The 26,189-nt window shown below is 68.6% G+C and carries 26 protein-coding genes; 8 read left to right on the top strand and 18 right to left on the bottom strand.

All coding sequences use genetic code 11. The annotated features are described in order from the left end of the window. Together C1M51_RS05535 and C1M51_RS05540 are read right to left on the bottom strand one after the other, a co-directional pair. Entirely contained in the window at window positions 1-720 is a 720-nt protein-coding gene (locus C1M51_RS05535) for a hypothetical protein (RefSeq protein WP_129448589.1), read from the bottom strand. Beyond that, window positions 665-1,372 (bottom strand): SURF1 family protein, encoded by a 708-nt coding sequence (locus tag C1M51_RS05540; RefSeq protein WP_242499983.1) that lies wholly within the window; start codon window positions 1,370-1,372, stop codon window positions 665-667. The genes C1M51_RS05535 and C1M51_RS05540 overlap by 56 nt, the downstream gene beginning before the upstream one ends. A gap of 63 nt (window positions 1,373-1,435) precedes the next feature. Here C1M51_RS05540 and C1M51_RS05545 point away from each other — a divergent pair, with 63 nt between their 5' ends. Beyond that, window positions 1,436-1,660 (top strand): twin transmembrane helix small protein, encoded by a 225-nt coding sequence (locus C1M51_RS05545; RefSeq protein WP_129448591.1) that lies wholly within the window; start codon window positions 1,436-1,438, stop codon window positions 1,658-1,660. 100 nt (window positions 1,661-1,760) lie between these two features. Here C1M51_RS05545 and C1M51_RS05550 read toward each other — a convergent pair whose 3' ends face one another. The 8 genes from C1M51_RS05550 to C1M51_RS05580 all read right to left on the bottom strand — a co-directional run bounded on the left by C1M51_RS05550 (window position 1,761) and on the right by C1M51_RS05580 (window position 8,263). Continuing rightward, a complete protein-coding gene (locus C1M51_RS05550) occupies window positions 1,761-2,642 on the bottom strand; it encodes a cytochrome c oxidase subunit 3 (RefSeq protein ID WP_011830753.1) in 882 nt (293 codons plus the stop codon). A 119-nt stretch (window positions 2,643-2,761) separates the two neighbouring features. Beyond that, the gene (locus tag C1M51_RS05555) at window positions 2,762-3,013 is read right to left on the bottom strand and encodes a DUF2970 domain-containing protein (protein WP_242499984.1); all 252 of its coding nucleotides are present in this window, start codon (window positions 3,011-3,013) and stop codon (window positions 2,762-2,764) included. Further along, complete coding sequence (locus C1M51_RS05560) at window positions 3,010-3,579, bottom strand: cytochrome c oxidase assembly protein (protein WP_036247765.1); 570 nt, start codon at window positions 3,577-3,579, stop codon at window positions 3,010-3,012. The genes C1M51_RS05555 and C1M51_RS05560 overlap by 4 nt, the downstream gene beginning before the upstream one ends. A gap of 70 nt (window positions 3,580-3,649) precedes the next feature. Continuing rightward, the gene (locus C1M51_RS19235; RefSeq protein ID WP_375136158.1) at window positions 3,650-3,766 is read right to left on the bottom strand and encodes a cytochrome oxidase small assembly protein; all 117 of its coding nucleotides are present in this window, start codon (window positions 3,764-3,766) and stop codon (window positions 3,650-3,652) included. A gap of 20 nt (window positions 3,767-3,786) precedes the next feature. Beyond that, window positions 3,787-5,406 (bottom strand): cytochrome c oxidase subunit I, encoded by a 1,620-nt coding sequence (ctaD, locus tag C1M51_RS05565; RefSeq protein ID WP_011830756.1) that lies wholly within the window; start codon window positions 5,404-5,406, stop codon window positions 3,787-3,789. Window positions 5,407-5,434: 28 nt separating this feature from the next. Continuing rightward, window positions 5,435-6,577, bottom strand: a complete 1,143-nt coding sequence (gene coxB / locus C1M51_RS05570; RefSeq protein ID WP_129448592.1) for a cytochrome c oxidase subunit II — start codon at window positions 6,575-6,577, stop codon at window positions 5,435-5,437. 80 nt (window positions 6,578-6,657) lie between these two features. After that, complete coding sequence (locus C1M51_RS05575) at window positions 6,658-7,230, bottom strand: DUF2244 domain-containing protein (protein ID WP_011830758.1); 573 nt, start codon at window positions 7,228-7,230, stop codon at window positions 6,658-6,660. Window positions 7,231-7,330: 100 nt separating this feature from the next. Beyond that, window positions 7,331-8,263, bottom strand: coding sequence for a methyltransferase domain-containing protein (locus C1M51_RS05580; RefSeq protein WP_129448593.1), 933 nt, complete (start codon window positions 8,261-8,263; stop codon window positions 7,331-7,333). 27 nt (window positions 8,264-8,290) lie between these two features. On the opposite strand from C1M51_RS05580, the gene C1M51_RS05585 reads away from it, so the two are divergent. Further along, on the top strand, window positions 8,291-9,034 hold the full coding sequence (locus tag C1M51_RS05585) for a double zinc ribbon domain-containing protein (protein WP_129448594.1): 744 nt from the start codon (window positions 8,291-8,293) through the stop codon (window positions 9,032-9,034). 44 nt (window positions 9,035-9,078) lie between these two features. Beyond that, window positions 9,079-9,564 carry a tRNA (uridine(34)/cytosine(34)/5-carboxymethylaminomethyluridine(34)-2'-O)-methyltransferase TrmL gene (gene trmL, locus C1M51_RS05590; RefSeq protein ID WP_129448595.1) on the top strand — a complete coding sequence of 162 codons (486 nt, stop codon included), beginning with the start codon at window positions 9,079-9,081 and terminating at the stop codon, window positions 9,562-9,564. A gap of 4 nt (window positions 9,565-9,568) precedes the next feature. Here the strand turns inward: trmL and C1M51_RS05595 are convergent, their stop codons facing one another. The 6 genes from C1M51_RS05595 to C1M51_RS05620 all read right to left on the bottom strand — a co-directional run bounded on the left by C1M51_RS05595 (window position 9,569) and on the right by C1M51_RS05620 (window position 19,896). Beyond that, the gene (locus tag C1M51_RS05595; RefSeq protein ID WP_129448596.1) at window positions 9,569-15,847 is read right to left on the bottom strand and encodes an Hpt domain-containing protein; all 6,279 of its coding nucleotides are present in this window, start codon (window positions 15,845-15,847) and stop codon (window positions 9,569-9,571) included. 58 nt (window positions 15,848-15,905) lie between these two features. Further along, entirely contained in the window at window positions 15,906-18,233 is a 2,328-nt protein-coding gene (locus C1M51_RS05600) for a methyl-accepting chemotaxis protein (protein WP_165349650.1), read from the bottom strand. A gap of 61 nt (window positions 18,234-18,294) precedes the next feature. After that, on the bottom strand, window positions 18,295-18,819 hold the full coding sequence (locus tag C1M51_RS05605) for a chemotaxis protein CheW (protein WP_129448597.1): 525 nt from the start codon (window positions 18,817-18,819) through the stop codon (window positions 18,295-18,297). A gap of 40 nt (window positions 18,820-18,859) precedes the next feature. Continuing rightward, the gene (locus C1M51_RS05610; protein WP_011830765.1) at window positions 18,860-19,225 is read right to left on the bottom strand and encodes a PleD family two-component system response regulator; all 366 of its coding nucleotides are present in this window, start codon (window positions 19,223-19,225) and stop codon (window positions 18,860-18,862) included. A gap of 66 nt (window positions 19,226-19,291) precedes the next feature. After that, window positions 19,292-19,705 (bottom strand): PleD family two-component system response regulator, encoded by a 414-nt coding sequence (locus C1M51_RS05615; RefSeq protein ID WP_207207831.1) that lies wholly within the window; start codon window positions 19,703-19,705, stop codon window positions 19,292-19,294. 38 nt (window positions 19,706-19,743) lie between these two features. Continuing rightward, the gene (locus C1M51_RS05620; protein WP_011830767.1) at window positions 19,744-19,896 is read right to left on the bottom strand and encodes a rubredoxin; all 153 of its coding nucleotides are present in this window, start codon (window positions 19,894-19,896) and stop codon (window positions 19,744-19,746) included. 179 nt (window positions 19,897-20,075) lie between these two features. Here C1M51_RS05620 and C1M51_RS05625 point away from each other — a divergent pair, with 179 nt between their 5' ends. The 3 genes from C1M51_RS05625 to C1M51_RS05635 are packed head-to-tail and all read left to right on the top strand — an operon-like array spanning window position 20,076 to window position 23,209. After that, window positions 20,076-21,035 (top strand): bifunctional hydroxymethylpyrimidine kinase/phosphomethylpyrimidine kinase, encoded by a 960-nt coding sequence (locus C1M51_RS05625; RefSeq protein WP_129448598.1) that lies wholly within the window; start codon window positions 20,076-20,078, stop codon window positions 21,033-21,035. 16 nt (window positions 21,036-21,051) lie between these two features. Beyond that, on the top strand, window positions 21,052-22,362 hold the full coding sequence (gene hemL, locus C1M51_RS05630) for a glutamate-1-semialdehyde 2,1-aminomutase (protein ID WP_129448599.1): 1,311 nt from the start codon (window positions 21,052-21,054) through the stop codon (window positions 22,360-22,362). Window positions 22,363-22,378: 16 nt separating this feature from the next. After that, window positions 22,379-23,209, top strand: coding sequence for a D-hexose-6-phosphate mutarotase (locus C1M51_RS05635; RefSeq protein WP_129448600.1), 831 nt, complete (start codon window positions 22,379-22,381; stop codon window positions 23,207-23,209). A 12-nt stretch (window positions 23,210-23,221) separates the two neighbouring features. On the opposite strand, the gene C1M51_RS05640 is transcribed toward C1M51_RS05635, so the two are convergent. Both C1M51_RS05640 and C1M51_RS05645 read right to left on the bottom strand, forming a co-directional pair. After that, the gene (locus C1M51_RS05640) at window positions 23,222-23,695 is read right to left on the bottom strand and encodes a DUF6152 family protein (RefSeq protein ID WP_129448601.1); all 474 of its coding nucleotides are present in this window, start codon (window positions 23,693-23,695) and stop codon (window positions 23,222-23,224) included. A 19-nt stretch (window positions 23,696-23,714) separates the two neighbouring features. Beyond that, window positions 23,715-24,167 carry a hypothetical protein gene (locus tag C1M51_RS05645; RefSeq protein WP_129448602.1) on the bottom strand — a complete coding sequence of 151 codons (453 nt, stop codon included), beginning with the start codon at window positions 24,165-24,167 and terminating at the stop codon, window positions 23,715-23,717. Between the two features lie 62 nt (window positions 24,168-24,229). On the opposite strand from C1M51_RS05645, the gene mpl reads away from it, so the two are divergent. Together mpl and C1M51_RS05655 are read left to right on the top strand one after the other, a co-directional pair. Next, window positions 24,230-25,579: a UDP-N-acetylmuramate:L-alanyl-gamma-D-glutamyl-meso-diaminopimelate ligase gene (gene mpl / locus C1M51_RS05650; protein WP_129448603.1), complete on the top strand. Its 1,350-nt coding sequence runs from the start codon at window positions 24,230-24,232 to the stop codon at window positions 25,577-25,579. Beyond that, the gene (locus tag C1M51_RS05655; protein ID WP_129448604.1) at window positions 25,576-26,172 is read left to right on the top strand and encodes a YqiA/YcfP family alpha/beta fold hydrolase; all 597 of its coding nucleotides are present in this window, start codon (window positions 25,576-25,578) and stop codon (window positions 26,170-26,172) included. Before mpl ends, C1M51_RS05655 begins: the two co-directional genes overlap by 4 nt. The last annotated feature ends 17 nt before the right edge of the window (window positions 26,173-26,189 follow it).

Here is a 26,189-nt window from a genome sequence, read left to right on the forward strand (position 1 = left end):
TCAGCGCCCCGGCTCGTCCCAGCTGGCCGCTGCACGCATCAGCTTCTCGAGGTCGCGCTTGATGCGATCGGGCTCGCTCGGGGCTGGAAATCGCATCATGTAATTGCCGAGCGGGTCGACCAGGAAGAAATGCGCCGCCAGCCCCTGGCGGTCGCTGCCCGCCAGCCAGCGGTCGAGCGCCGCCGCCGGCGCCCGCAGCACGGTGGCGCCCTGCAGGGCCGGCATCAGCTCGGAACGGGGGGCTGCGGCATCGTCGATCAGCCAGACGCGATCGAGCCGGTCCTTGTGCTTGCCGAGAGATTCGCGCAATTGCCGCTGCAGGTAGAGCTGGCGCTCGCACAGCGCATCACAGACCCCGCCCGCCACCGCGATCAGCAGCCACTGGCCCTTGAGGCGGGACGGATCGACCTCGGCGCCCTGCAGGTCGCTCAAGGGCAGCTCCGCCGCGCTCGGCAGGGGCCGCTGCGGCTCGACGAGCACGCCGTGATTGGTGCGTCCCTGGGGCCGGATGACGTAATAGGTGAAGTAGGAGGCGATCACCGGTGCCGCGCACACCAGCAGCACCAGCAGCATCTTCAGACGCCCGTGACGCACCGCGGCGTTCGGCAGCGTCGGCGACGGCAGGCTGTGCACGGCGAAGCTCAGCGGCTCCGCGGCGGCCGCCTCAGCGCGCTGTGCGCCGCCGCCGGAGCCAGGGTTGGAAGAGTTGGAACCAGACATACAAACCGGTCAGCAGGGTGGCCAGGGCGAACCACTGGAAGGCATAGCCGTAGTGCTTGTGCACGTCGACCGCCGGTCGCGGCCATTGCCGCAGCAGGCCGTCTTCGAGCACGCCGCCTTCCGTCTGGACGATGGAGAGCGGACGCAGCCCGAGTCCCGTTTCGCGGGCATAGGCATCGATGTCGACATTTTGCCGGAGCCGGCCCGACTCCTCGTCGGCAAAGGCATACAGCCGAGCAGGGGCCGGGGCGATCTGGCCGACCAACTCCACCCGACCGCCGGCCGTCGGCACGTCGGGCAGCAGCGCACGGTCGCGCAGATCGCGTGGCGCCCAGCCGCGCTGTACCAGCACGGCATCACCGGGCGCAAGCTCCAGCGGCGTGAGCAGGAAGAAGCCCGGACGGCCGTTCATCTGGCGGTTGTCGAGAAAGACGCTGTGCTCCGGCCGCCAGCGCCCGGCCAGCGTGACGCGCCGGTGCCATTGGCCGGCGGCGGTCGCCGCGTCGCGGGCCAGCGCCGCGGCCGGCAGCGGCGGCAGCGCGCCCTGCGTGTCGAGACTCGCCTGCAGCGCCTCCTTCTGGGCTGCGCGCGACAGCTGCCACGCGCCGAGGCGAGCCGTCAGCGCCACGCCGGCGACGGCCGCCAGCAGCACGATCCAGCGGCGCGCCGCCGCTCTCACCGCACCGCCCCGGGCCGGATGCCATACAGTGACCGGATGAAATGGATCGTGATCCTGGCCTTCGTCGCCATCCTGCTCGCCCTGGCCGCGGCCGGCCGCGCACTGCTCAAGGACGGCCGTGACGGCGCCCCCAAGACCGACCGCATGCTGCATGCGCTCGCCTGGCGGATCGGGCTGTCGGTGGCCTTGTTCGTGTTCATCCTCGTTGCCTACCGGCTCGGCTGGATCCAGCCGACCGGACTGCCGTTGTCGCCGCGCTGATCCGGGAAAAGGAAAAGAGCGCCTGCGGCGCTCTTTTCACGTCGACGCTCGGCACCCCCTGCCCGGCCTCGGGCACGCCAGGGCAGCGCCCAGGGATCGCTCACATCCAGTAGACGACCACGTACAGGCCCAACCACACCACGTCGACGAAGTGCCAGTACCACGCGGCGCCCTCGAAGCCGAAGTGGCGCTCGGGCGTGAAGTGGCCCTTCATCAGGCGGATCGTGATGAACAGCAGCATCAGCATGCCGACGAACACGTGGAAGCCGTGGAAGCCGGTCAGCATGAAGAAGGTCGACCCGAACACGCCGCTGCTGAGCTTGAGGTTCAGCTCGGTGTAGGCGTGGTGGTATTCATAGCCCTGGACGAACAGGAAGGTCAGGCCCAGCAGCACGGTCAGCCACATGAAGGCAATGGTCTTGCCGCGGTGGTTCTCGCGCAGGGCATGGTGGGCGATGGTCAGCGTCACCCCCGAGGTCAGCAGCAGCGCGGTGTTGATCGTCGGCAGCCAGAACGGACCCATCGTCGTGAAGGGCTCGACGATGCCGGCCGGCGAGGCCGTGGCGCCGGCGGCGACGCTCGGCCACACCGCCTTGAAGTCGGGCCACAGCAGCGCATTCTCGAGATCACCCAGGTTGGGGACGGAATGCACGCGCGTCCAGTACAGGGCACCGAAGAACGCCGCGAAGAACATCACTTCCGAGAAGATGAACCAGCTCATGCTCCAGCGGAAGGACACGTCGATGCGGTCGCTGTACTGCCCGCCTTCGCTCTCGCCGATGGCCTGGCGGAACCATTGCTGCAGCACGAAGGCCCACCACAGCAGCCCGAACAGCAGCACGTAGGCGCCCCAGCCATGGCCGTTGACCCACTGGCCGGCACCGAAGATCACGAACAACAGGCCGATGGCGGCCATGATCGGGTGCCGCGAGGGCCCCGGCACGAAGTAGTAGGGCGTCTGCCCGTGGGTTGCTGCCGACATGTTTTCTCCTCAGAACTCTTGCCTGTCTTGCTGGCCCGACTCGACCCGTTCCGCCTGCCGGCCGACCGCATCGTTCCGTCCCATTCTCGTCTGCATGACCATCTTTCCGACCCGCCCGCTCAGGTCGCAACACCGCTGCCGATGACCCAGCGCACCAGCACCAGCAGTGCGCCGATGAACAGCAGCACCCCGGCGACCCCGGCGATCACGACGTGCAGCGGATTGATCTCGTTCACGTCACGCTCGTATTCGGACGACTTGCGGACGCCGAAGAACGACCACGCCACGGCCCGCGCCGTGCGCATGAACGAGCCCTTGCGACGCGAAGCCTGCCGCAGCGTCGCCCCCGCGTCGCCTTGCGAGCCGCTCAAAGCGCCGCCCCTGCCTTCAAGGCCGCCACGGGGCCAGTCGGTGCCGCAGGCGTCTTGCCGCCCACCTCGAAGAAGGTGTAGCTCAACGTGATCGTGCGCACGTCCTTCGGCAGCTTCGGGTCGATGTAGAACACGACCGGCCACTGCTTGGATTCCCCCGGCTGCAACTGGTACTCGTTGAAGCAGAAGCACTCCAGCTTGTTGAAGTGAGACATCGCCTGCTTGGGGGCGTAACTCGGGATCGCCTGCGCCGCCATGGCGCGGTTCTGGACGTTGCGGAACTCGTACATCACCGTCGTCAGCTCGCCCGGATGAACTTCCAGCGAGCGCACCGCCGGCTTGAAGTCCCAGGGACCTCGCGCATTGGCATCGAACTCAACCGTGATGCTGCGGCTGAGGTCCACCTGCGTGTTGGCGGGCTTCACCGCGCCCGTGCCGTTGACCGTGCGCTCCGACAGCGACAGCACGTTGATGCCGAGCGCCTCGCAGATGTGCTTGTAGATCGGCACCAATCCATAGCCGAAGCCGAACATCACCAGCACGACGACCGAAAGCTTGAACAGCATGTGCCGGTTGTCGCCGCCCAGGCGGCGATCGCTGCGGGCAGCGTCGCGATCGGGGGTCGCCATGGCGCGCTCAGTGATGAAGGAACGTGATCTTGACCACGAAACCCGCCAGGAACGCGAACGCGACCGACGCCAGGATCAGCGCGAGGCGCAGGTTGCGCTTGCGTTGCTCGGGGGTGATCGCCATCGCGTGCTCCCGCCCAGCCGTCAGCCGATGATCTTGGTGGCCGACGCGTTGAGCTTGGGCGGCGTCTCGAAGGTGTGGAAAGGTGCCGGCGACGGCACTTCCCACTCCAGGCCCTCGGCGGCCTCCCAGGGCTTCTGCGGCGCCGGCTCACCCTTGCCTCGCATCGCCGGGATGACGATGAAGAACAGGAAGTAGACCTGCATCAGCCCGAAGCCGAAGGCGCCGACGGTCGCGAGCGCGTTGAAGTCGGCGAACTGCATCGGGTAGTCGGCGTAGCGACGCGGCATGCCGGCCAGCCCGAGGAAGTGCATCGGGAAGAAGGTGACGTTGAAGAAGATCAACGAGCCCCAGAAGTGGATCTTGCCGCGCGTCTCCGAGTACATCACCCCGGTCCACTTCGGGCTCCAGTAGTAGTAGCCGGCGAACATCGCGTACAGCGAGCCGGCCACCAGCACATAGTGGAAGTGGGCCACGACGTAGTAGGTGTCCTGCAACTGGATGTCGACCGGCGCCACGGCGAGGATCAGGCCGGTGAAGCCGCCCATCGTGAACACGAAGATGAAGCCCACCGCGAACAGCATCGGTGTCTCGAAGGTCATCGAGCCGCGCCACATGGTGGCGATCCAGTTGAACACCTTCACCCCGGTGGGGATGGCGATCAGCATCGTCGCGTACATGAAGAACAGCTGGCCCGTCACCGGCATGCCGGTGGTGAACATGTGGTGCGCCCAGACAATGAACGACAGGATCGCGATCGACGAGGTGGCGTACACCATCGAGGTGTAGCCGAACAGGCGCTTGCGGGCGAAGGCCGGGATGATGGCGCTGACGATCCCGAACGCCGGCAGGATCATGATGTAGACCTCGGGGTGCCCGAAGAACCAGAAGATGTGCTGGTACATCACCGGGTCACCGCCGCCGGCGGGGTTGAAGAAGCTGGTGCCGAAATGGCGATCGGTCAGCGTCATCGTGATCGCACCGGCCAGCACCGGCATCACCGCGATCAGCAGGTAGGCGGTGATCAGCCAGGTCCAGCAGAACAGCGGCATCTTCATCAGCGTCATGCCGGGCGCGCGCATATTGAGGATGGTGACGATGATGTTGATCGAGCCCATGATCGAGCTCGCGCCCATGATGTGCATCGCGAAGATGCCGGCATCCATCGACGGACCCATCTGCAGCGTCAGCGGCGCATAGAGCGTCCAGCCCGCGGCCGGGGCGCCGCCCGGCATGAAGAACGAACCGACCAGCATCAGCGCGGCCGGAATCAGCAGCCAGAAGCTGAAATTGTTCATCCGCGCGAACGCCATGTCGGCGGCACCGACCTGCAGCGGGATCATCCAGTTCGCGAAGCCCACGAAGGCCGGCATGATGGCGCCGAACACCATGATCAGGCCGTGCATCGTGGTGAGCTGGTTGAACAGCTCGGGATTCACCACCTGCAGACCGGGCTGGAACAGCTCGGCACGGATGCCGAGCGCCAGCACGCCGCCAATCATCAGCATGGTCAGCGAGAACAGCAGGTACAGCGTTCCGATGTCCTTGTGGTTGGTGGCGAACAGCCAACGCCGCCAGCCGTGGGGATGATCGTGCGCGTGGTCGTGCGCGTGGTCACCGTGATGATCAAGAACTGCACTCATGGGGCTATCCTCTTTCCGAAACCGGGGCTTACTTGCGAGCGGCGAGCACGTCGGCCGGCTGCACGATCTGACCGGTCGCGTTCGACCAGTGGTTCTTGGTGTAGGTGATGACGGCGGCGATCTCGGTGTCCGACAGGTGCTTCCAGGCCGGCATCGCACCATTGTTCTGGCCGTTGAGCAGGATCGCGATCTGCTTGGTCTTGTCGGCATCGAGCACCACGGCGGCACCGTCGATCGGCTTGATCGCTCCCGCGCCCTTGCCGCTGGCCTGGTGGCAGGCGGCGCAGTTGGCAGCGTAGACCTTCTCGCCGCGGGCCACGAGGTCGGGCAGTTCCCAGACCTTGGCCGGATCGTCGGCCTTGGCGGCCAGCTTCTTCTTCTCGCCTTCCACCCACACCGCGTAGTCGGCCTGCGACAGCACCTTCACGTGGATCGGCATGTAGGCGTGCTCCTTGCCGCAAAGCTCGGCGCACTGACCGTAGAAGTCACCGGTCTTCTCGGCGCGGAACCACGTGTCGCGCACGAAGCCGGGAATCGCATCCTGCTTGATGCCGAAGGCCGGCACCATGAAAGCGTGGATCACGTCGTTGGCGGTGGTGATGATGCGCACCTTCTTGTCGACCGGCACCACCAGCGGATTGTCGACCTTGAGCAGGTAGTCGTCGGTCGGTTCGGGCTTGCCGCTGTCCGACATCAGGCGATGCGAGGTGTCGAGCGTGGAGACGAAGGCAATCCCCTCACCCTCGCCCTTGATGTAGTCGTAGCCCCACTTCCACTGGTAGCCGGTGGCCTTGATGGTCAGATCGGCGTTGGTGGTGTCCTTCATCGCGACCACGACCTTGGTGGCGGGCAGCGCCATCAGGATCACGATGAAGAACGGCACGACGGTCCAGATGATTTCGACCGTGGTCGATTCGTGGAAGTTGGCCGGCTTCGCCCCCTTGGAGCGACGGTGCTTGAAGATCGAATAGAACATGACGCCGAACACGGCGACGAAGATGACCATGCAGATCACGAGCATGAAGTAGTGCAGCCACTGCTGTTCAGCCGCAATGCGCGTCACCGGCGGGTGAAGGTCGAGCTGATTCACGGCCGGGCCACCCGGCAGGTCGTTGACGGCCAGAGCCGCCGTCGTGTACAGCGTGGCCGCCAGTCCAAGACCGGTCGCCATGGCCTGCCGTCGGAGGGCGCTCGCGGCGTTGCTAAGGGCGTTGATCGTCTTCATCGTGCTCACTTCCAAACAAAACCGTCTCAGGCAGTGTCGCTCGCGACGCCCGCCGGCCACCACCCCCCCGGCATCTGCCGCAGGGCCGTGCGAAATTCTTCGGCCAGCGCCCGCCGCAGTTCGGGCCGCACATAGCGCCCGACCGCGATCACCCGGCCCTGTCCCGACAACTCGATCAATGACCGGTCATCGTCCCGCGGTTCCACCCGCACCCAGTCCGGAACGAACTCGGCACGCTCGATGCGCCCTCCGTTGAGATGCTCCACGACCAGACGCCCCGGCAACAGAGTGATGAGTTCCCGGTCAGCGGCATGCCTGGCATACACCAGCAATGCCAGACCGACCAGAAACAACTCCACCCACGCGAACGGCATCACCAGCGTGGCGCCGCCCAACCAGAAGCATGTCGCGATTCCCAACGAGATCACGCACAGCGATGCATAAACCGACAGCAACTGCGCGGGCGAGAAGGAGCAATTGCGCTTGAGGCTCCATTCCACCGACACCGCGGCGCCGCCGCGGGATTCGGCCGGAGCAGCATGGACCTGACCGAATTTCAGGTGTGCCTCGGGCCGGTCCGGTGCGAAAGGCGCTGACATGCTGCTACCGATCCTGATCACCTACCGTGTGGGAAGCTCGGGAGACCATACCCCCGCACTTCACACCGGCGCGCAGTTTATCCCAGCGCCCGACACGGCCTCAAGCATCACTTGCCGATTTGCCGCCGGCACGCGCGAGACTGCGCAAGGTCTCGGCCGAGACACGCGTCTCCGCGGCGATCCGGACACGCGGCAACGGCCGGAATGCGTGGCCGTAGACGATCTCGAAACTCAGCTGCAGTCGTCCACCCGGTCCGGCAAGTGCCGATTCGAGTTCCGCCAACAGCCTGGCCCGCCAGCGCGGCGTGCGCAGGCCCGCATGGCGCTGTGCCGCGGCGTTGCCGCCGAGCGTTCGCAGTTCCGCCAGCGCCGTCGAGGCATCGGCCCAGGTCAGCGTCAGTGGCTCCATGTCCATCACCGGATCGGCGAAGCCGGCATGGACCATCGCATCGCCCAGGTCGTGCATGTCGATGAAGGCATGCCCGGGGACGGTCCAGCCCAGCCGCTCATAAAGGCTGCGCAGTTCGCGCAGGGTGTCCGGGCCGAAGCACGAGAACATCACGAAGCCGTCGACCGCCACCGCCTCGCGCCATTGCGCAAACAGTCGCGCGGGGTCGGCCGACCAGTGCAGCATCATGTTGGACCACAGGAGCTGGGCCCGCGCATCCCTGGGGGCCGCGCTCTCGGTCCAGAGCGGCATCGCGGGCTGCGTCCAGCGCCTCCGCGACCACCACGGTCGGCGCGCGTCGCGCGCACTCCGCTGAGCCAGTCCTTCGTTCGGCTCCACCGCCTCGATGCGCGCCAGCGGGTACTGTGCGCGCAAGGCGGACGCGCCCCCCCCCTGCGCCGACCACCAGTCGATCACCACGGCCGGTGTCGCCTTCACGATGGACAGCCGCTCCGCCATGCGGCGCGCAATTTCGCCATGCAGCCAGGGCGCGTCGGGCATGCGCGCCGCGCGCCGCAGATAAGCCTGCACCGCGGCCGGCTGCGGGCCGGGTGTCGAAGGGGCAGGCTGGGGAGTGGGGTCCATGGGACGCGGCAGTATATTGAGCCGACCATGCTTGCCGGCATCGCTTCACCACGAGGGTTGATCCGCGCGGGTCGCGCGCTGTTCGACCGCTGGCCGAACCGCTGCGCGGTCTGCCATGCGGGCACGCGCGGTGCGGCGGCGCGCATCTGCGATGACTGCCTGACGCGGTTCGCACCGAACGTGCCACGCTGCGAACGCTGTGCCTTGCAACGCCCCGACGGCGTGACCGTCTGCGGCAGCTGCCTGCGAAACCCGCCTCCCTGGTCGCGGGCCGTCGTGGCCTGTGACTACGCCTACCCGTGGGACGGCCTGCTGAATGCGCTCAAGTTCCACGACGCGATCGACTTGGCCGCGCCGCTGGCGCAACGCCTGGCGCTCGCCTTGCAGCGGCGCGCCCCATCGCCGCCAGTCGAGTTGCTGGTGCCGGTGCCGCTGGCCGCAGCGCGCCTGCGCGAGCGCGGCTACAACCAGGCGGCGTTGCTGAGCCGGCAGCTGGCGCGCGAACTGGACCTCCGCACCGAACCGCAGTGGCTGCTGCGTACGAGCGACACGCCGCACCAGACAGCACTCCCTCGCGCGGCGCGCCTGACCAACCTGCGCGGCGCGTTTGCCGTCGAACCACTGGCCCTGGCAGCGCTGCGCGACCGCCACGTCGCGCTGGTCGATGACGTGATGACGACCGGCGCGACCGCTGCAGAACTCACGCGCGTGCTGTACGCGGCCGGCGCGGCCTCGGTACAGGTCTGGGCGGTGGCGCGCACACCGGGCTGAGCCGGACGCAGCGCCGACAATGCAGCCGCCCTCTCCCATTCGCCATGTTCCACATCGTCCTCGTCGAACCCGAGATCCCCCCGAACACCGGCAACGTGATCCGGCTTGCGGCCAACACCGGCTGCACGCTGCACCTGGTGGAGCCGCTGGGCTTCTCGATGGAAGACAAGCTGCTGCAGCGCGCCGGACTCGATTACCACGAGCACGCCGCGGTACGACGCCACGCGAGCTGGGAGGCCCTGCTGGCGGCGGAGCAACCCGATCCTCAGCGGCTGTTCGCCTTCACGACCCGGGGCAGCCGACCGCTGACCGAGGTGCCGTGGCAGGCTGGCGATTGGCTGGTGTTCGGCTGCGAGACCCGCGGTCTCGACCCGACGCTGCGCGACCGCTTCCCGGCCACGCAGCGCGTGCGGCTGCCGATGCGCGCCGGCCAGCGCAGCCTCAACCTGTCGAACGCGGTGGCGGTGGCGGTGTTCGAGGCCTGGCGCCAGCAGGACTATGCCGGCGCCTCGGGGGTGCCGGCAGGTTGAGTCCTCAGGCCTCTGCCAGCGGCATGGTGCAATAGCGGCCGATCAATGCCAGCAGCTCCTCCTCGCTGTAGGGCTTGCCGAGGTAGTGATTCACGCCGAGCTGCGACGCATAGTCGCGGTGCTTCTGCGCGATGCGCGAGGTGATCATGATGACCGGCAGCGCCGCGAGCTGGGCATCGGCGCGGATGTTGCGCACCAGGTCGAAGCCGTCCATGCGCGGCATCTCGATGTCGGACAACACCACCGACGGGCGCTCCTCCGCCAGGCGCTCGAGCGCCTCGAGGCCGTCCTTCGCCAGCAGCACACGGTAGCCCTCGCGCACCAGCAGGCGCTGCGTGACGCGCCGCACCGTGAGCGAATCGTCGACCACCAGCACCAGCGGCGCCGCCTTCGCGGCCGGTGCGGTGGCCTCGGTGATGTCCGGCACATCGGTCGCCTCGTGGGACGCCATTGCCTGGCGTGCCACGTCGCCATACACCGTGGCGAGCGCCACCGGGTTGTAGATCAACGACACCACGCCGGACGCCAGCAGCGTCATGCCCGCCAGCCCTGGCAGGCGCGACAGTTGCGGGCCGAGGTTCTTGACCACGACTTCCTGATTGCCCAGCACTTCGTCGACGTGCAGCGCAACGCGCTGCTGCGCCGAACGCACGACGACGACCGGCAGCGAGCGGCCCACCAGTTCGGTGCCACGCCGGCTGAGCTGCAGCAGCGCGCCGAGCCAGAAGAACGGCAGCGAGTGGCCGGCGTACGGGTAGCTGCCCGAGGCATAGGCGGCGGCCAGTTCGTCGGTGTTGGCGCGTCGGACCAGTTCGACCAGCGTGGCCGGGATCGCCACCGTCGCATTGCCGCTGCGCAACATCACGACCTGGGTCACGGCGGTGGTGAGCGGCAGGATCAGCCTGAAGCTGGCGCCCTGGCCCGCGGCGCTGGCCGTCTCGATCCGGCCGCCGACCGCGTTGACCTCGGCACGCACCACGTCCATGCCGACGCCACGGCCGGACAACTCGGTCACCTTTTCGGCCGTGGTGAAGCCAGGCGTGAAGATCAGGTTCGCGAGCTCCGCATCGCTGTGCGGCGCATGAGGGTCGATCAGTCCCATGGACGCGGCCTTGTCGCGGATCCGCGGCAGGTTCAGGCCGGCGCCATCGTCGCGGAACTCCACGCTGACTTCATTGCCCTCCTGGTGCAGCGACACGACGATGGTCCCGATCGGGTCCTTGCCGGCAGCCGTGCGCAGTTCGGGCGACTCGATGCCGTGCGTGATGCAGTTGCGCAGCAGGTGCTCGAAGGCGCCGGTCATGCGGTCCAGCACGCCACGGTCGACTTCGATCGACCCACCGATGATGTCGAGCCGCACCTGCTTGCCGGTTTCCTTGGCAGCCTGGCGCACGACACGGTAGAGGCGGTCGGACAGCCCCTCGAACTCGACCATCCGCGTGCGCAGCAGGTCGTCCTGCAGATCGCGGGTCAGGCGCGCCTGGGCGGCCAGTTCGTCCTCCGCCGTCTCCAGCGTGCGTTGCAAGGTGCGCTGCACGGTGGCCACGTCGTTGACCGACTCGGCCATCATCCGCGTCAGCTCCTGGAAGCGCGTGAAACGGTCGAATTCCAGCGGGTCGAACGACTGCGCAGCGGCCTTGGCCGCCTCCATGCGCGTGCTCATCTGGGTTTCGGCCTGCAACTCGATGTCGCGCAGCTGGCCGCGCAGGCGCTCCAGGTTGTCGGTCAGGTCGCCGAGAGAGTTCTTGATCTGCCCGACCTGAGATTCCAGGCGTGCTCGGGCGATGCTCACTTCGCCCGCCTCGTTGACCATGCGATCGAGCAACTGGGTGCGCACCCGCACCGCGGCAACCGACGCCAGCGGGATGGCCTTCTCGGCCACCACCGCCATCGGCACGTCTGCCTCCTGCGCAAAGCGTGCCCAGTCGATCGCCGGCCCCGGCGGGACCGCTGGCGCTTCCGCAGCAGGCTCCGGCGTCGCGAGCAGTTCCTCGGCCAGACCCGGCGGCAGCTCGATCGCGGTCGCGTCCAGCGCGGCGGTCTCGTCCAGCGGCGGCCAGGCGGTGGTCACCACCGGCGCTTCCGGTGTGTCGATCAGCGGCTGCACGGCCTCCTGCGCGGCCGCATAGGCCTGTGCATCGCGCTGGCACAAGGCCTCGAATGTCGCATTGAGGCCGTCGGCACGGCCGAGCAGTTGATCGACCTCGTGCTCGGTCGCCGCGTCGCGCGCCAACAGATGTTCGATCGCGGTCTCGAGACGGTGCGCCAGTTCGCCCAGGCGCATCGCGCCGGCCAGGCGAGCGCCGCCCTTGAGGGTGTGCAGGGTCCGCATCGCCGCCGCGGCATGCGACACCTCGTGCGGCTGCTGCGTCCAGGCTCGCAGGTGGGTCGCCAGTTCGGGCAGCAGCTCCTGCGCCTCTTCCTCGAAGAACGGGAACAGGTCGGGATCGACCGCGTCGACGGCGTCGATGTCCTCGTCGCTGTCGAGCGCCGCCATGCGGGCGGCCCGCTGCGGTTCGACGGGCAACGGCGCCAGCGGCTTGAATTCGGCCTGCCCCAGGTCGACGACGGCTGCGGAAGCCGACAGCGCGTCGGCGACTGGCTCGATGCCCATCGCCGCGGATTCCGGCACCTCGATTGCGGCGCCCGACGCGGTGTCCTGCGGCGCGCTGGCTTGTGCCTCGACGCGCCGCACGAGGTCGAGCTCGTGCAAGGCCAGACGATCGAGCAACTCCGCGCTGGGCGACTTGAGGAAGCCGGCGGCGAACTGGTGCAGCAGGCGGCGCACTTCATCGGCGACATCCACATACAGCTGCGCATCGGCGCTGGTCCCGCCGCCCAACGCCTGCGAATGCACCAGCGCGTGCTCGAGCTGCCGCGCCAGCAACGACAGGTCGCCGAAACCGACGGTGGCGGAACTGCCGGCCAGCGAGTGCGCCAGCGAGATGGCCGACTCGCCCACCGGGCGGTGCAACTCATGCGCCCATTCGGACAGCTCGGTCCCGAGCCGACGTGACAGCTCGTCGGCCTCGTTCAGGTAGATGTTGAACAGCGGAATGCCGATCTGCAGCGGCCCGACGATCTTGACCTGCTCGCTGGTCGGCTCGCCGACGGCGGTCGCGTCGGTCGACGCATCGCGCTCCTCTGCGCCTTCGACCGGCCCATCGACCGTGGGCGACAGCTCGCCCGCACGCGACGGCTCCAGCGCGACCACGATGTCGCCCGACTCGAAGGGCATGGTGTCGGAGTCCGCAACGTCGTCGAATGGAACGGCCGGGGTGCCGTCTTCCCGGGCCATCACACCCGGCAACGGCTCGAGGGACTGCAACACGTCGGCGCTGGGCAGCAGCGGCTCGATCAGTGCCGGCGTTTCGGCGGCCGGATCGGCAACGAGCTCTTCGGCCAGCTCCGGCACCTCGAGATCGAAGGTGGTGATGGACTCCAGGACCGGCACGGCCGAGGGCAACGCCTCGAGCGGCAGCGGCTCGGTCGCAGCGTGCTCGAAGGCCGGCGCGGGGTCGAGAGCCTCCAGGCCCTCGATCGTCGGCAAAGCCGACGCGGCAATGGCAGGCGGCTCCGCCGCGGGCAAGGCATCGCCCAGATCGAAGGTGAAGTCCAGGCCCGGGACCGGCATGGGCTGTTCGGCCTTTTCGGCGGCCGGGGCCGCGGGGGCCGGTAGATCGAGGTCACTGGCCGGCGGCAGCACAAAACCGGGCGGCACCGGCGACGGCGCCGTCGGGGCCGCCGGTGCGCCGGAGACTGCCGGGCTCAGGTAACGTCCCTCGAGCCGCATGGCGTCGGCGGACTGGCGCAGCGGGGCGCTGTGCCAGCCCGCGGTGTCACCGCGGGCGATGGCCTCGACCCACTGGCCCAGGTGATCGAGGGCATCGCCGGTCGTGCGCAGCAGGTCGTCACTCGCCGGCTGCTGGCTGGCCAGCAGGTCGTTGTAGAGCTGCTCGCAAGCCCAGGACGCCTCGCCGAACTCGCGCAGGCCGACCATCCGCGAACTGCCCTTGAAGGTGTGGAAGGACCGCCGCACCGTGGTGAGCTGCTCCACATCGCCAGGACTGTCGCTCAGGGCGGCGAGTGCCGAGCGCGCGGTGTCCAGGACCTCGCGCGCTTCCTCGAGGAAGATCTCGCGCATCTCGTCGTCGCCCTCGAGTCCGGTCTGCTGCACCGGCGCCGCTGGCGTCAGCGACATCAGCGGCATACGGCTCGACACCGGTACGGCATCGAGGCCGATGGGGTCGGACGCCGTCGAGACGAACTCGGCCAGGGCACCAACCACCTGCTCTCGCACGCGGGCCTCGGTCTCGCGCTGAGCAAACGGTGCCTCGGCCCGGTCGAGCGCCGCCTGCGCGCTCGACAAGCTGGCCACCAGATCAGGCTGCGCCGCCACGTCCGGTTGCAGCGCGAGGCGCTCGAGCTCGCGCGAGACCTCGGCCAGCGGCATCGTCTCGGTGGCCGCGCTCGACAGCGACTGCGCCTGCGCGATCAGCGACGGCTCGAGCCGCGGTGCGGCGGCGTCTTCGAGCGGCGTACTGTGTCGGCCGAGCTGCGAGCTCAGCAGACCGCTGGCGGCATCGAAGCGGAACAGCGACTTCGCCACCTGCGGCTGCACGCCCAGCAGGTCGATCATGAAGCTCAGCGCGCTGAGATTGCCGGCGAGGCGCTCGAACAGCGGCTGCTCGTGGCGCGCCTGGTCGCCCGCCGACACCAGGGTGTCGACATCGTCGCGCATGCGCAGCACGGCGTGGGTCGCCTGGTCGAGGCCGAGCACCGACATCACGCCACGCATCGCCTGCAGTTGCGCGGGCACAGGCATCAGCACGGCCGGATCGGTCGGTGCACGGAAGAACTGGTCGATCAGCTTTTCGGATTCGGACAGCGACGCGCGCAACTCCTGGACCACGCTGCCCATCGTCTGGCGATCGGACACCCGACGGTAGAGCTCCTCCATCCAGGTCTCGAGGGGCTCGGGCGCTGCGCCTTCGAGCACTGCGTCGACGCGCTGCGCGAGGCGCTGGACGCGCTCGGCCTGCTCGGGCTGGTCGAACGCGCCGTCCTCGAGAGCGGCCTCGAGATAGAGCACGCTGGTGGCCGTCTCCATGGCCAGCGCCGGCGGCGGCACCGTGCCGGCTTGCACGGACGAGCCGACTGCACGCAACAGGGCATCACCGAGCTGGTCGCCACTCGGCACCAGCCGCTTGAGCGAGTCGGCCACCAGCGCGAACTGCTCGTTCAGGCCGGGCAGCCGGTGCATTTCGCCCCCCGCCACTGCCGACCAGGAATCCTTCGCCGTGGCGACCCGCTTGCGGGCCTGCGCGATCCAAGCCGGGTCGTAGCGGCCTAGCTGGACGGCGTTGTAGTCGGATGGCACGGCCTCGCGCGTGGCCGGGTAGGTGCTGCGCACTGCCTGCAGGCGCGGTGCCTCCCCGATGGCGGGCGCTGCGGCCTGTGTGCAGAAGAAGTGCAGGTCGCGCGCGAGCCGCTCGCCGGCCGCCAGATCACCACGCTGCTGGCTGCGCAGCTGAGCGAGCAGGCGCGAGGTCATGCGCTTGGCATAGACGTCGGGCACCAGCAGCCCGACGGACTGCGCCTCGAAAAAGGCGGCCGCCAGCTGCCACAGGGTCCTGGTCTGCGACTGCTCCGAGCCGACCGCGAGCCCCGCACTCAGGTCGCTCAGGCGCTGCGTCACGTCGACGCCCGGCTTGCGCATCAGCGTGAGAACTTGCGATTCGAACTCGGCGACGATGGCCGCATCGGCACCCCGCGGCGCAACGCCGGGCTCGGTCGGTACCACGTGCCATTGCCAGTCCTGCGGCCACAGGTCGGCCGGGTGGATGCGCTCGGCGCCGGCCAATTCCTGGACTGCGCGGTACTGCGGGAACAGCGCCACCGAGGAAACCGGCTTGCCGGCGAGTCGGCGCGCCAGGAAATCGTGCAGCGCGAACGAAGCGCGCTCGATCGTCTCGACCGCCACCAGGTCGAGCTTGTGGGGCTTGGAGATGTAGCGCTGGACTGCGGCTTCGCTGCCACGCAGCAGTGCGGCACCGGCCGGCAGACCAACCAGTTCGAGCACGCCGACGCCCTGGTGGATCTGCTGCCGCGCTGTGCGCAGCTGAGTCGGTTCGACGTCGTCGAGGTCGGACTCAAACGTGGACTCGGTTTCCTTCAGCGTGCGGCGAAGCGCCTTGTGCGCGGTGTCGAGCGACTTGCGCAGTTCCTCCTGAACCCAGGCCAGGGCACTGACGTCGTCGAGGGTGTCGTGTGGGCTGTCCATCCGCTGCTCGGTCCGGTGACGGGTCTGCGCTGTGCGACGAAGAAGTTGCCGCGCCGCTTCAGTCGATCTTGAACCGCGCGACCGAGGCCTTCAGCTCTTCGGCCGTGCGCGACAGTTCCCGCACCAGTTGCGCGGTCGAGCGGGTGCCGTCGCCGGTCTGCTCGGTCACCGCGAAGATGTGCTGGATGTTGGCCGCCACGATGTTGGCGGACTGTGCCTCGCGAGAGGCTTCGGCCGAGATCGCCTCGATCAGCTCCGCGAGCTGGCGCGACACGCGGTCGATCTCGCCCAGCGCGGTGCCCGCGTTGTCGGACAGCTTGGCGCCCTCGACCACCCCCTGCGTCGATCGCTCCATGGCCGCCACCGCGTCCTGCGTGTCGGTCTGAATGGTCTTCACCAGCGCGGCGATCTGCTTGGTCGCGTCGCCCGAGCGTTCGGCCAGCCGCTGCACTTCCTCGGCAACGACCGAGAAGCCGCGCCCCGCTTCACCAGCCGAGGCGGCCTGGATGGCGGCGTTCAGCGCCAGCACGTTGGTCTGCTCGGTGATGTCGGAGATCAGCTCGGTGATTTCGCCGATCTCCTGCGAGCTTTCGCCGAGCCGCTTGATGCGCTTGGACGTGTCCTGGATCTGGTCGCGCAGCGTGTTCATGCCGCCGATCGCGTTCTGCACCGCCTGCAGGCCGGACTCGGCCGCCATCAGCGACTGCCGCGCGACCTGGGCCGACTGCGTGGCCTGCGCCGACACGTCATTGATGCGGCCGGCCATCTGCAGCACCGATTCGCCGGTCTCGCGGATCTCGCGCAGCTGTTCGTCGGAGGCCGCCAGCAGTTCGGTGGACGTCGCTTCGACCTGTGTCGTGGTCTCCGTCATCCGGGACACCGAGCCCTGCACCTGCGACACCAGGGTGCGCAGTTCTTCGACTGTGTAGTTCACCGAGTCGGCGATGGCGCCGGTGATGTCCTCGGTCACGGTGGCCTGCTGCGTCAGGTCACCTTCGGCGACCGTCTGCAGTTCATTCATCAGCCGCAGAATCGCCGCCTGGTTGGCGTCGTTGACGCGCTTGGCTTCCTGTTCCTGCCGTTCCGCTTCCTCGCGCTGCAGGTTGGCGACCGCTGCGCGCTGGCGCTGGTCCTGCAGGTAGACATACAGCAAACCGGCGATGCCGGCCAGGGCCAGCAGCACCGAGATCACGATCACCAGCAGGTTGAAGGCACCCAGCCCGGTCCGACCTTGCAACTGGGTCTGAACGGCCTGAAACCCGACCCGCAGCGGCTCGCTGTCGGCCAGGATCGACGACTGCGCTTCGCGTGCTGCAACCAGACCCTGCAGATTGCCCAGGATGGAGCCGGCCAGCGTGCGCGTTTCCTCGAACTGCTTCAGCAGCGCCTGCAGGCGTTCGCGTGTCACGGCGTCGCGGGTCCCCGGCAGCCGCAATTCGGCGTTGCCGTCGAGCAGCCCCTGGGCGATCTCCTTGAACGAGTTCAGATCCTTGCCGAGCAGGAACACCGCCTCGGGCGACACCCCCTCGACGGTGAGAAACTCGTTGGCCGACTTGCCGATGCGCTGCGTGAGCATCACCAACTGCCCCACGGCCGACAGTTCGGACGGCGAGGCGTCCTGCTGCAGTTTCAGCGACGACACCGTCTCGGCGATCTCCAGCAGGTCAGACGACTGCCGGTTGATGCCACGCAGCGCCTTCCCCACCTGCGTCAACGTCAACTGCTGCGCCAGCACGGTGTTGGTGTTCTTCTCGGCCTTGTCGATCAACGGCATCAGCGGCTCGATCAGCGGTTGCACGCCAGCCGGGGCCGCACTGACCATCTCGTTGCCACCCTGCAGTCCGCGCGACGCCATGGCCAGGACGCCGGCGCTCTCCTTCACCTCGGGAAAAGCCGCGTCGTTGCCGATCAGGGCCTGCGAAACCGACTTCGCGAGCCGCTGCGACTGCATCAGCACGTCGCCGGTCGCGGCCACCTGACCGGCGCTGCGATCGGCAGAGGTCAGCGCGGCCACGGTGACCACCACCAGACCGAGCAGGCCGACGAACAGCATGCCGCCCAGCACCCGCTGCTGGCTGCCAACCGACAGGCCGCCGATCAGAGGAAGCGCTGCGCCCACGGCCGCCAGGCCGCCACTGTTTTCGACGCGCGTCTCGCTGAACCCATCGCCCAACTCCGACGGCGCCGATTCGGAAATGATCGAAGAGTCGTCGTGCAAGGCCGGCGGCGGCGACATCGCCGTCGTGTCGAGCGCGGCACTGCCGTCGTGCCCCCCGACCACGAGATCCTCGGCCATCGGATAGGCGTCGTCGAACGGCAGGTCGTCTGCAGGATCGTCCTGCGACTTGCGCTGGCCCAGATTCTTGAACTTGTTCAGAAAGCTCATAAACGCCTCTCGCTCACCTCGGTGATTCGGTCGCGGTGCACCGGTGCGCTGCGGTCAGCGGTCACCGGGCGATCCTCAGGAATGCCTCTTCGCCAGCCAGTTCCGCCAGCACGATCTCCTGCCAGCGCCGGCCACCGGCGTCGGCATAGGTAGCGCCGGCGAAGGCCGGATGGGCCGCCTCGTCGGGCACGACCCGCAACTGGTCGGCCGAGCGCAGGCCGGCCAGTCGATCGACCAGCAAGGCGCAGTTGACTTCCAGCGCCGGATTGAACGCGATCAGTCGCGACTGGGTGCCGAACTCCTGGGGCGGCGCCGCGCGCAAGCCCAGGAAGACCGCCAGATCGACCACCCCATGAAGGCGCCCTCGCAGATTGGCCACACCCAGAAACCAGGCACCGGTGTGGGGCACGGGCATCAGCGCCGTCAGCGGGAAGATCTCGCTCGCCTGCCCCAGCGGCAGCAACAGGCCCTGCCCGCCGCACTCGACGGCCAGCCAAGTGGCCGTCTCGGACTTCTGCAGTCGCGCGGCCTGCAGCCGCTCGGCGAGCCGGGTCTGCAGTTCACGCAGCGCTTCCTTCTTGGCCATGCGGTCGCGACTCGGTTGCGGTGGAGATGGACCGGGGGGCTCAGTCGAACGCGCGGATCTTGGCGATCAGCTCGTCGGCGTCGACCGGCTTGACCACGTAGTCGCGTGCGCCCTGCCGCATGCCCCAGACCTTGTCGGTCTCCTGATTCTTGCTGGTGCACATGATCACCGGCACATCGGTGAAGCGCACGTCCCGCGTGATGGCTCGGGTGAGCTGAAACCCGTTCTGCCCCGGCATCACGACATCCATCAGGATGAGGTCGGGCTTCTCCTCGCCGAGCCGACGCATCGCCTCCTCGCCGTTCTCGGCGGTGCGCACCTGATAGCCGCGCTTGACGAGCAGTTCGGACAGGAAATGCAGTTCGGTCTTGGAATCGTCGACGAGCAGGATCTTCGCGATCGTCATGATGGTGTCCTCAAACTTGCGCGGGCAACCGGAGGCGCCGCGCCTGCTGCGCCAGGCGCGGCACGATCACGCAACGCGGCGGTGCTGTTCCACCGCTCGCAGCAACTGGTCTTTGGTGAAAGGCTTGGTCAGGTAGTCCTCGGAGCCGACCATGCGGCCCCGTGCCTTGTCGAACAGGCCGTCCTTCGAGGACAGCATGATCACCGGTACGCCGGAGAACCTGGGGTTGCGCTTGATGATCGCGCAGGTCTGGTAACCATCGAGTCGCGGCATCAGGATGTCGCAAAAGATGAGATGCGGCTGGTGATCATTGACCTTGGCCAGCGCATCGAAGCCGTCCTCGGCCAGCACGACCACGTATCCGCCCTGCTTCAGGAAGATCTCGGCGCTGCGCCGGATGGTGTTGCTGTCGTCGATGACGAGCACGCGGATGGCTTCGGCGGTCGCGGCCTCCCCGCTCTCCTGCCCTTCTTGCGTCAGCGCCTCGTTCAAAGGATGTGCTCCTCAGCGGCGGGTTGCTAGATCTGCACCATCTCGAAGTCCTCCTTGCGTGCGCCGCATTCGGGACAGGTCCAATTCATCGGGACGTCGGCCCAGGCGGTGCCCGCAGCGAGACCGTGCTCCGGATCCCCGGCGGCCTCGTCGTAGATCCATCCGCAGATGAGGCACATCCAGGTTTTCGATTCGCTCACGGTATCTTGGCTGCTCACTACAATGACAAAAGATTGTAGCGATCGCCTTTGGCAAAAAATCAAGGGTTAGTGGGCACATACGCAACATTCCTCATCATTTTCTGGAACTCCGTGACTGCATGCGCGGCCACGGCTCCAAGCCCTGATCGAACCCTCCCATGAACACGATCGCGCCCAGCGCTACCGAACCCACCGAGCCGGCTGCGAGCGACGCGCCGCCGGCGTGCGTGATGAGCTTCAACGCCAGCGACCCGAGTGGTGCCGGCGGTCTGGCCGGCGACATCTCCACCATCGCCGCGATGGGCGCGCACGCCCTGCCCGTTGTCACCGCCATCGTGATGCGCGATACCGCCGAGGTCTTCGAATCGCACGAGATCGAAGCCGACACCATCGTCGAGCAGGCCCGCAGCATCCTCGAGGACGTGACCATCTCAGCATGGAAGGTCGGCTTTCTCGGCAGTGCCGAGGGCGTGGCCGGCGTGGCCGAGGTGCTGAGCGACTACCCCGACGTGCCGCTGGTCGCCTACCTGACCAGCGTGTCCTGGCTCGAAGAGGACGACCAGCAGGCCTACCAGGACGCCTACCGGGAGCTGATCCTGCCGGCCACCGAGGTCCTGGTCGGCAACCAGCAGACCCTCGTCGACTTCCTGTTGCCCGAATGGGAGGCCGAACGGCCGCCCTCGGCCCGCGAGCTGGCGGTCGCCGCGGGCGAGCTCGGCGCTCGCTACGTGCTGGTGACCGGCATCGCCCTGCCCGCCAGCCGCGGCGCCGAGGCCCAGGTCGACAATGTGCTGGCGTCACCGCAAGGCGCGATCACCGGGGAGAAGTTCGAGCGCTTCGACGCCACCTTCCTCGGAGCCGGCGAAACCCTGGCCGCCGCACTGGCCTCGCTGCTGGCAAGCGGCCAGGACCTCCACCTTGCGGTCTCGGAGGCGCTCAGCTTCCTCGACCAGGCGCTGGACGCCGGGTTCCGCCCCGGCATGGGCAACGTGGTCCCCGATCGCTTTTTCTGGGCGCTGCCGGAAGCCGAGCCCGGCGCCGAGGAAGAGGGACTGATGGGTGAGCCTACCACCGACGAACTGCCGTCCGCCGAGCGCGGGCCGCGCCGCATCCACTGATCACAGCAACTCCACGATGGCCGACTCGCGCAATGCCAGCCTGTTCGAACGGGCCCGCCGCAGCATCCCCGGGGGCGTGAACTCGCCGGTCCGCGCCTTCCGCGCAGTCGGCGGTACGCCGCGTTTCATCGCCCGGGCCGACGGCGCCTACCTGTGGGACGCCGACGGCAGGCGCTACATCGACTACATCGGCTCCTGGGGGCCGATGATCCTCGGTCACGGCCACCCCGCCGTGCTGGAAGCCGTGCAGAAGGCAGCAACCGAGGGCTTCAGCTTCGGCGCCCCGACGGAGCGCGAGGTGGAACTGGCCGAGGAGATCCTGAAACTGGTCCCCAGTGCCGAGCAGGTGCGCCTGGTCAGCTCGGGCACCGAGGCGGCGATGAGCGCGCTGCGGCTGGCACGCGGCGCGACCGGGCGCTCGAAGATTGTCAAGTTCGAGGGCTGCTACCACGGCCATGCCGATGCGCTGCTGGTGAAGGCCGGCTCGGGGCTCGCGACCTTCGGCCACCCGACCTCGGCCGGCGTGCCTCCCGAGGTGGTGCAGCACACGCTGGTGCTGACCTACAACGACGTGACTGGCCTCGAGGCGGCCTTCGGTGCGCACGGCGCCGAGATCGCCTGCGTGATGATCGAGCCGATCGCCGGCAACATGAATTTCGTGCGAGCCAGCCTGCCGTTCATGAAACGCCTGCGCGAGCTGTGCACGCAACACGGAGCGTTGCTGGTGTTCGACGAGGTGATGACGGGGTTTCGCGTCGCGCTCGGCGGCGCCCAGAGCCTGTATGCGAAGGCGATTCCCGGCTTCAAGCCCGACCTCAGCGTGTTCGGCAAGGTCATCGGCGGCGGCATGCCGCTCGCGGCTTTCGCCGGGCCGCGCGCCATCATGGAACAGCTCGCACCGCTCGGCCCGGTCTACCAGGCCGGCACGCTGAGCGGCAACCCGGTCGCCACCGCCTGCGGCCTGGCCACGCTGCGCGAGATCCAGAAGCCGGGCTTCTTCGATTCGCTGACAGCGAGTACGCGCGACCTGCTCGACGGACTGCTGAGCGCGGCCGCTGCGGCTGGCGTGCCGATGGTCGGCGACTGCGAGGGCGGCATGTTCGGCTTCTTTTTCCCGAAGACGGCGCAGGCCGCGCTGCCGCAGAACTATGTCGAGGTGATGGCCACCGACGGCGAGCGCTTCAACCGCTATTTCCACGGCATGCTCGACCGCGGCGTGTACCTGGCGCCGGCTCTCTACGAAGCCGGCTTCGTCAGCGCCGCGCACACGCCGGCCGACATCGAGGCGACGCTCGCTGCGGCCCGCGCCACGCTGGCGGCGGCCTGATCGCGGCCGGGTCCGCATGGCGATGACCGAGGTGCTCGGCCAAGCGGCCGTGGTCCTGCGGACCGCGGACGGCGCCGAGGCGACGGTGCTGCTGCACGGTGCCCATGTGGTGTCGTGGCGACCCGCGGGCCTGCCGGAGCAGCTCTATCTCTCGCCGCGGGCGCAGGCCGGCCCCGGCCAGGCGGTGCGGGGTGGCATCCCGGTGATCTTTCCGCAGTTCGAGCGCCGCGGACCGCTGCCTCGACATGGGTTCGCACGCGATCGCGCCTGGACGCTGGTCGAGCACGGCCCACAGCGCCAGCACGCGCAGGCAGTGCTGCGCCTGACCGATACCGACGCCACCCGCGCAGTGTGGCCCCACGCGTTCGAGGCCGAGCTGACCGTCAGCCTGTCGGGTCGCGCGCTGGAGATGGAGCTCGCCGTGCTGAACACCGGCGATCGGGCCTTCGAGTTCACCGCCGCGCTGCACACCTACCTGCGCTGCGACGACGTGCGCGAGGCCCGCGTCTCCGGACTGCGCGGCTGTGACTTCGAGGACTGCCTGAGCGGCGCGACGCACCGCCAGGAGATCGAGCCGCAGACGATCGTCGGCGAGATCGATCGCCTGTACGCCGACGTCGCGACGCCGGTGGTACTGCAGTCCCCGCAGCAGCGCATTGCGGTCAGCGCGGACGGATTCCCGGACCGCGTGCTCTGGAATCCGGGTCCCGTAAAGGCGGCCGCGCTGGCCGACCTGCCCGACGATGACTGGCTGCGGATGCTGTGCATCGAGACCGCTTGCGTCGTCCGCCCGGTGCCGCTGGCCGCGGGCCAGGAGTGGTTTGCACGACAGACCCTGCAGGCCTGAATTCGCTCGCGCTCAGGCCGGCGACGAGCGCAGGCCGTAGGTCTGTCCAGCCACGAACAGGTACTCGGCCCGCAGCACCGCCTCACCTTGTTCACCGCCGAAGGTGAAGCCCAGCAGGGCCAGCAGAGTGCCTGGCCGGATCTCGGTCACTCTCCAGGCCTCCATGCGCGTCAGGGGCGCGAGCTCCACGTGCCACAGCCGGTCCTTGCGAGTCGGCAGCACCGCCGCGGCCAGCAGCCCGGCCCCATCGACCTGGGCGCTCTGCGCGGGCAATGGCCGCTTTGCCAGGTCGGCAGGCAGGCGCAGATCGGACGCCACCTCCAGGTCGAGTTCCACGTGCGGGTTGCGCCACGCGACACGGACCGCTCGCCCCTCGAGATAGATCGGACGGCCCTGGTCGAAGCGGCTCCAGCCGTGATGCGCCAGGGCCCGCAGCGGCAGCAGCGCGCCGGCGTATGCGGCGAACATCAGAGGGCGACGTTTCATCGGCTTCTCCTTTCCGGCCTCAGGCGTAGGCGATCCAGCGACCACAGATGATGACGGCGATCCATAGCCCCAACGAGAGCGCGGTCTGCGCCCGCGCCCAGGCGTCGAGCCGGCCCAGGCCGCCGCGGGCGTGGAAGATCGCGGCATTGCTGCCGGCGGCCAGCAGCAGCGCCATCTTCAGCGCGAAGTAGCGGTTCGCCAGCAGGTCGCCCGGCTGGCTGGTGAACATCAGCACACCCGACACGGCCGCCACGCCGAAGCCCGCCAACGTGACCGGCAGCGCGAGCCGCGCGAGCGCCGGCACGCTCAGGGTCGGCGCCGCACCCCACACGCGCAGCTCGAACACCACCAGGCTGCCGAACAGCAGCGCGATGCCGCACAGGTGCACGGCCTCGAGCGCCGGGTACAACCAGGGGTGCTGGGCCAGCCAGGTCCAGGCCGGCAGCGCGAGTGGAACGGCTTGTGCTTCCATGTCGCAGAAGGTAGCAGCCTCGGCGGTCGCCGCGGCAACCCGCGTCCCTAGAATGCTCGGCCATGCACATCCACATCCTCGGCATCTGCGGCACCTTCATGGGCGGCCTGGCCGCACTGGCTCGCGAGGCCGGGCACCGGGTCACCGGCTGCGATGCCAACGTCTACCCGCCGATGAGCGACCAGCTCCGCGCGCTGGGCATCGAGCTGATCGAAGGTTGGGACGTGCAGCAGCTCGCGCTCAAGCCCGACCTGTACGTCATCGGCAACGTGGTCTCGCGCGGCAACGCGCTGATGGAAGCGATCCTCGACGCCGGCCAGCCCTACACCAGCGGGCCGCAGTGGCTGGCCGAGCACGTGCTGCAGGGGCGCCATGTGCTGGCGGTCGCCGGCACGCACGGCAAGACCACCACGACCTCGATGCTGGCCTGGATCCTGGAGGCCAATGAGCGCCGGCCCGGCTTCCTGGTCGGCGGCGTGCCCCAGAACTTCGAGGTCAGCGCACGGCTGGGCGAGGGCCAGCCCTTCGTGATCGAGGCCGACGAATACGACACCGCGTTCTTCGACAAGCGCAGCAAGTTCGTGCACTACCGGCCGCGCACCGCGGTGCTGAACAATCTGGAGTTCGACCACGCCGACATCTTTGCGGACCTGGCGGCCATCGAAACCCAGTTCCACCACCTGCTGCGCACGGTGCCGGCCAGTGGACGCGTGATCGTCAACGCGCGCGAGGAGAGCCTGGCGCGCGTGCTCGGGCGCGGCTGCTGGAGCGACGTGCAACGCTTCGGCGTGCGCGGCGACGTGCCCGGCTTCCGGGCCCGCGGCGAGCCGCACAGCTTCGACGTGCTGAAGTCGGGCGTACAGGTCGGCCGCGTGGAGTGGGCGCTGCTGGGTGAGCACAACCAGCTCAATGCGCTGGCCGCCATCGCGGCGGCAGAACACGTCGGCGTCGCGCCGGCCGACGCAGCCCGCGCGCTGGCCGGCTTCGCGAACGTGAAGCGCCGGCTCGAGCTGCGCGGCGAGGTCCGCGGCGTCAAGGTCTACGACGATTTCGCCCACCACCCGACGGCCATGCGGACCACCATCGACGGCTTGCGGCGCCGGATCGGCGAGCAGCGCATCCTGGCGGTGTTCGAGCCGCGGTCCAACACCATGAAGCTCGGCGCGATGAAGGCCCAGCTGCCGTGGGCGCTGGAGGAGGCCGACCTGGCCTTCTGCCACAGCGGCGGCCTGGGCTGGAACGCCGGCGAGGCGCTGGCGCCGCTGGGCGATCGCGCGGTCGTCGGCGACTCGATCGACGCGTTGGTCCAGCGCGTGGTCCAGACGGCGCGCAGCGGCGATCACGTGCTGTGCATGAGCAACGGCAGCTTTGGCGGCATCCACGACAAGCTGCTCGCCGCGCTGGCGCGATGAAGCCGCCGTCGCATCTGCTCTACCTGCATGGCTTCCGCTCCTCGCCCGGTTCGGCCAAGGCGCAGCGCGTGGCGGCCGAGATCGCCCGGCTGCAGGACGCGGGCCACTCCCTGGTGTGGTGCTGCCCGCAACTCCCGCCGTCGCCGGCCGCGGCAAAGGCGCTGATCGATGCGTTGACTCACGACTGGCCGTCCGATCGCATGGCGGTGATCGGCAGTTCCCTGGGCGGCTTCTACGCCACGGTACTGGCCGAGCAGCGCGGCTGCCGCGCGGTCGTGCTCAATCCCGCCGTCGACCCGGCCGACACGCTGGCCGGCCAGATCGGCGAGCAGACCGCCTGGCACGACCCGGCGCTGCGCTTCGAGTTCACCGCGGCCCACGTCGAGGAGCTGCGGGTGATGCGGCCGCCGCGCCTGCGCGATCCGGCGCGCTACCTCGCCGTCATCGCGAAAGGCGACGAGGTGCTCGACTGGCGCGACATGACGGCCCGCTACGCCGGCGCCCGCATCAAGCTGCTGGAGGGCGGCGACCACGCGCTGAGCGACTTCGACGACCACCTCCCGGATCTGCTGGGCTTTCTCGACCTGGGCTGACCGCGCATTGGCGGATG

This window comes from Methylibium sp. Pch-M (genome assembly GCF_004136295.1).
GTDB lineage: Bacteria > Pseudomonadota > Gammaproteobacteria > Burkholderiales > Burkholderiaceae_C > Methylibium > Methylibium petroleiphilum.

What these genes read in the sequence shown, in the direction of transcription:
- mpl (WP_129448603.1), top strand. Translation starts at nt 24,230, where the DNA reads ATGCACATCCACATCCTCGGCATCTGCGGCACCTTCATGGGCGGCCTG.
- C1M51_RS05575 (WP_011830758.1), bottom strand. Translation starts at nt 7,230, where the DNA reads ATGTCAGCGCCTTTCGCACCGGACCGGCCCGAGGCACACCTGAAATTC.
- C1M51_RS05605 (WP_129448597.1), bottom strand. Translation starts at nt 18,819, where the DNA reads ATGGCCAAGAAGGAAGCGCTGCGTGAACTGCAGACCCGGCTCGCCGAG.
- C1M51_RS05585 (WP_129448594.1), top strand. Translation starts at nt 8,291, where the DNA reads ATGCTTGCCGGCATCGCTTCACCACGAGGGTTGATCCGCGCGGGTCGC.
- C1M51_RS19235 (WP_375136158.1), bottom strand. Translation starts at nt 3,766, where the DNA reads ATGGCGATCACCCCCGAGCAACGCAAGCGCAACCTGCGCCTCGCGCTG.
- C1M51_RS05625 (WP_129448598.1), top strand. Translation starts at nt 20,076, where the DNA reads ATGAACACGATCGCGCCCAGCGCTACCGAACCCACCGAGCCGGCTGCG.
- C1M51_RS05560 (WP_036247765.1), bottom strand. Translation starts at nt 3,579, where the DNA reads ATGCTGTTCAAGCTTTCGGTCGTCGTGCTGGTGATGTTCGGCTTCGGC.
- C1M51_RS05635 (WP_129448600.1), top strand. Translation starts at nt 22,379, where the DNA reads ATGGCGATGACCGAGGTGCTCGGCCAAGCGGCCGTGGTCCTGCGGACC.
- C1M51_RS05580 (WP_129448593.1), bottom strand. Translation starts at nt 8,263, where the DNA reads ATGGACCCCACTCCCCAGCCTGCCCCTTCGACACCCGGCCCGCAGCCG.
- hemL (WP_129448599.1), top strand. Translation starts at nt 21,052, where the DNA reads ATGGCCGACTCGCGCAATGCCAGCCTGTTCGAACGGGCCCGCCGCAGC.
- coxB (WP_129448592.1), bottom strand. Translation starts at nt 6,577, where the DNA reads ATGGCGACCGGTCTTGGACTGGCGGCCACGCTGTACACGACGGCGGCT.
- C1M51_RS05600 (WP_165349650.1), bottom strand. Translation starts at nt 18,233, where the DNA reads ATGAGCTTTCTGAACAAGTTCAAGAATCTGGGCCAGCGCAAGTCGCAG.
- C1M51_RS05610 (WP_011830765.1), bottom strand. Translation starts at nt 19,225, where the DNA reads ATGACGATCGCGAAGATCCTGCTCGTCGACGATTCCAAGACCGAACTG.
- trmL (WP_129448595.1), top strand. Translation starts at nt 9,079, where the DNA reads ATGTTCCACATCGTCCTCGTCGAACCCGAGATCCCCCCGAACACCGGC.
- C1M51_RS05595 (WP_129448596.1), bottom strand. Translation starts at nt 15,847, where the DNA reads ATGGACAGCCCACACGACACCCTCGACGACGTCAGTGCCCTGGCCTGG.
- C1M51_RS05535 (WP_129448589.1), bottom strand. Translation starts at nt 720, where the DNA reads ATGTCTGGTTCCAACTCTTCCAACCCTGGCTCCGGCGGCGGCGCACAG.
- C1M51_RS05545 (WP_129448591.1), top strand. Translation starts at nt 1,436, where the DNA reads ATGAAATGGATCGTGATCCTGGCCTTCGTCGCCATCCTGCTCGCCCTG.
- ctaD (WP_011830756.1), bottom strand. Translation starts at nt 5,406, where the DNA reads ATGAGTGCAGTTCTTGATCATCACGGTGACCACGCGCACGACCACGCG.
- C1M51_RS05550 (WP_011830753.1), bottom strand. Translation starts at nt 2,642, where the DNA reads ATGTCGGCAGCAACCCACGGGCAGACGCCCTACTACTTCGTGCCGGGG.
- C1M51_RS05645 (WP_129448602.1), bottom strand. Translation starts at nt 24,167, where the DNA reads ATGGAAGCACAAGCCGTTCCACTCGCGCTGCCGGCCTGGACCTGGCTG.
- C1M51_RS05655 (WP_129448604.1), top strand. Translation starts at nt 25,576, where the DNA reads ATGAAGCCGCCGTCGCATCTGCTCTACCTGCATGGCTTCCGCTCCTCG.
- C1M51_RS05620 (WP_011830767.1), bottom strand. Translation starts at nt 19,896, where the DNA reads ATGTGCCTCATCTGCGGATGGATCTACGACGAGGCCGCCGGGGATCCG.
- C1M51_RS05640 (WP_129448601.1), bottom strand. Translation starts at nt 23,695, where the DNA reads ATGAAACGTCGCCCTCTGATGTTCGCCGCATACGCCGGCGCGCTGCTG.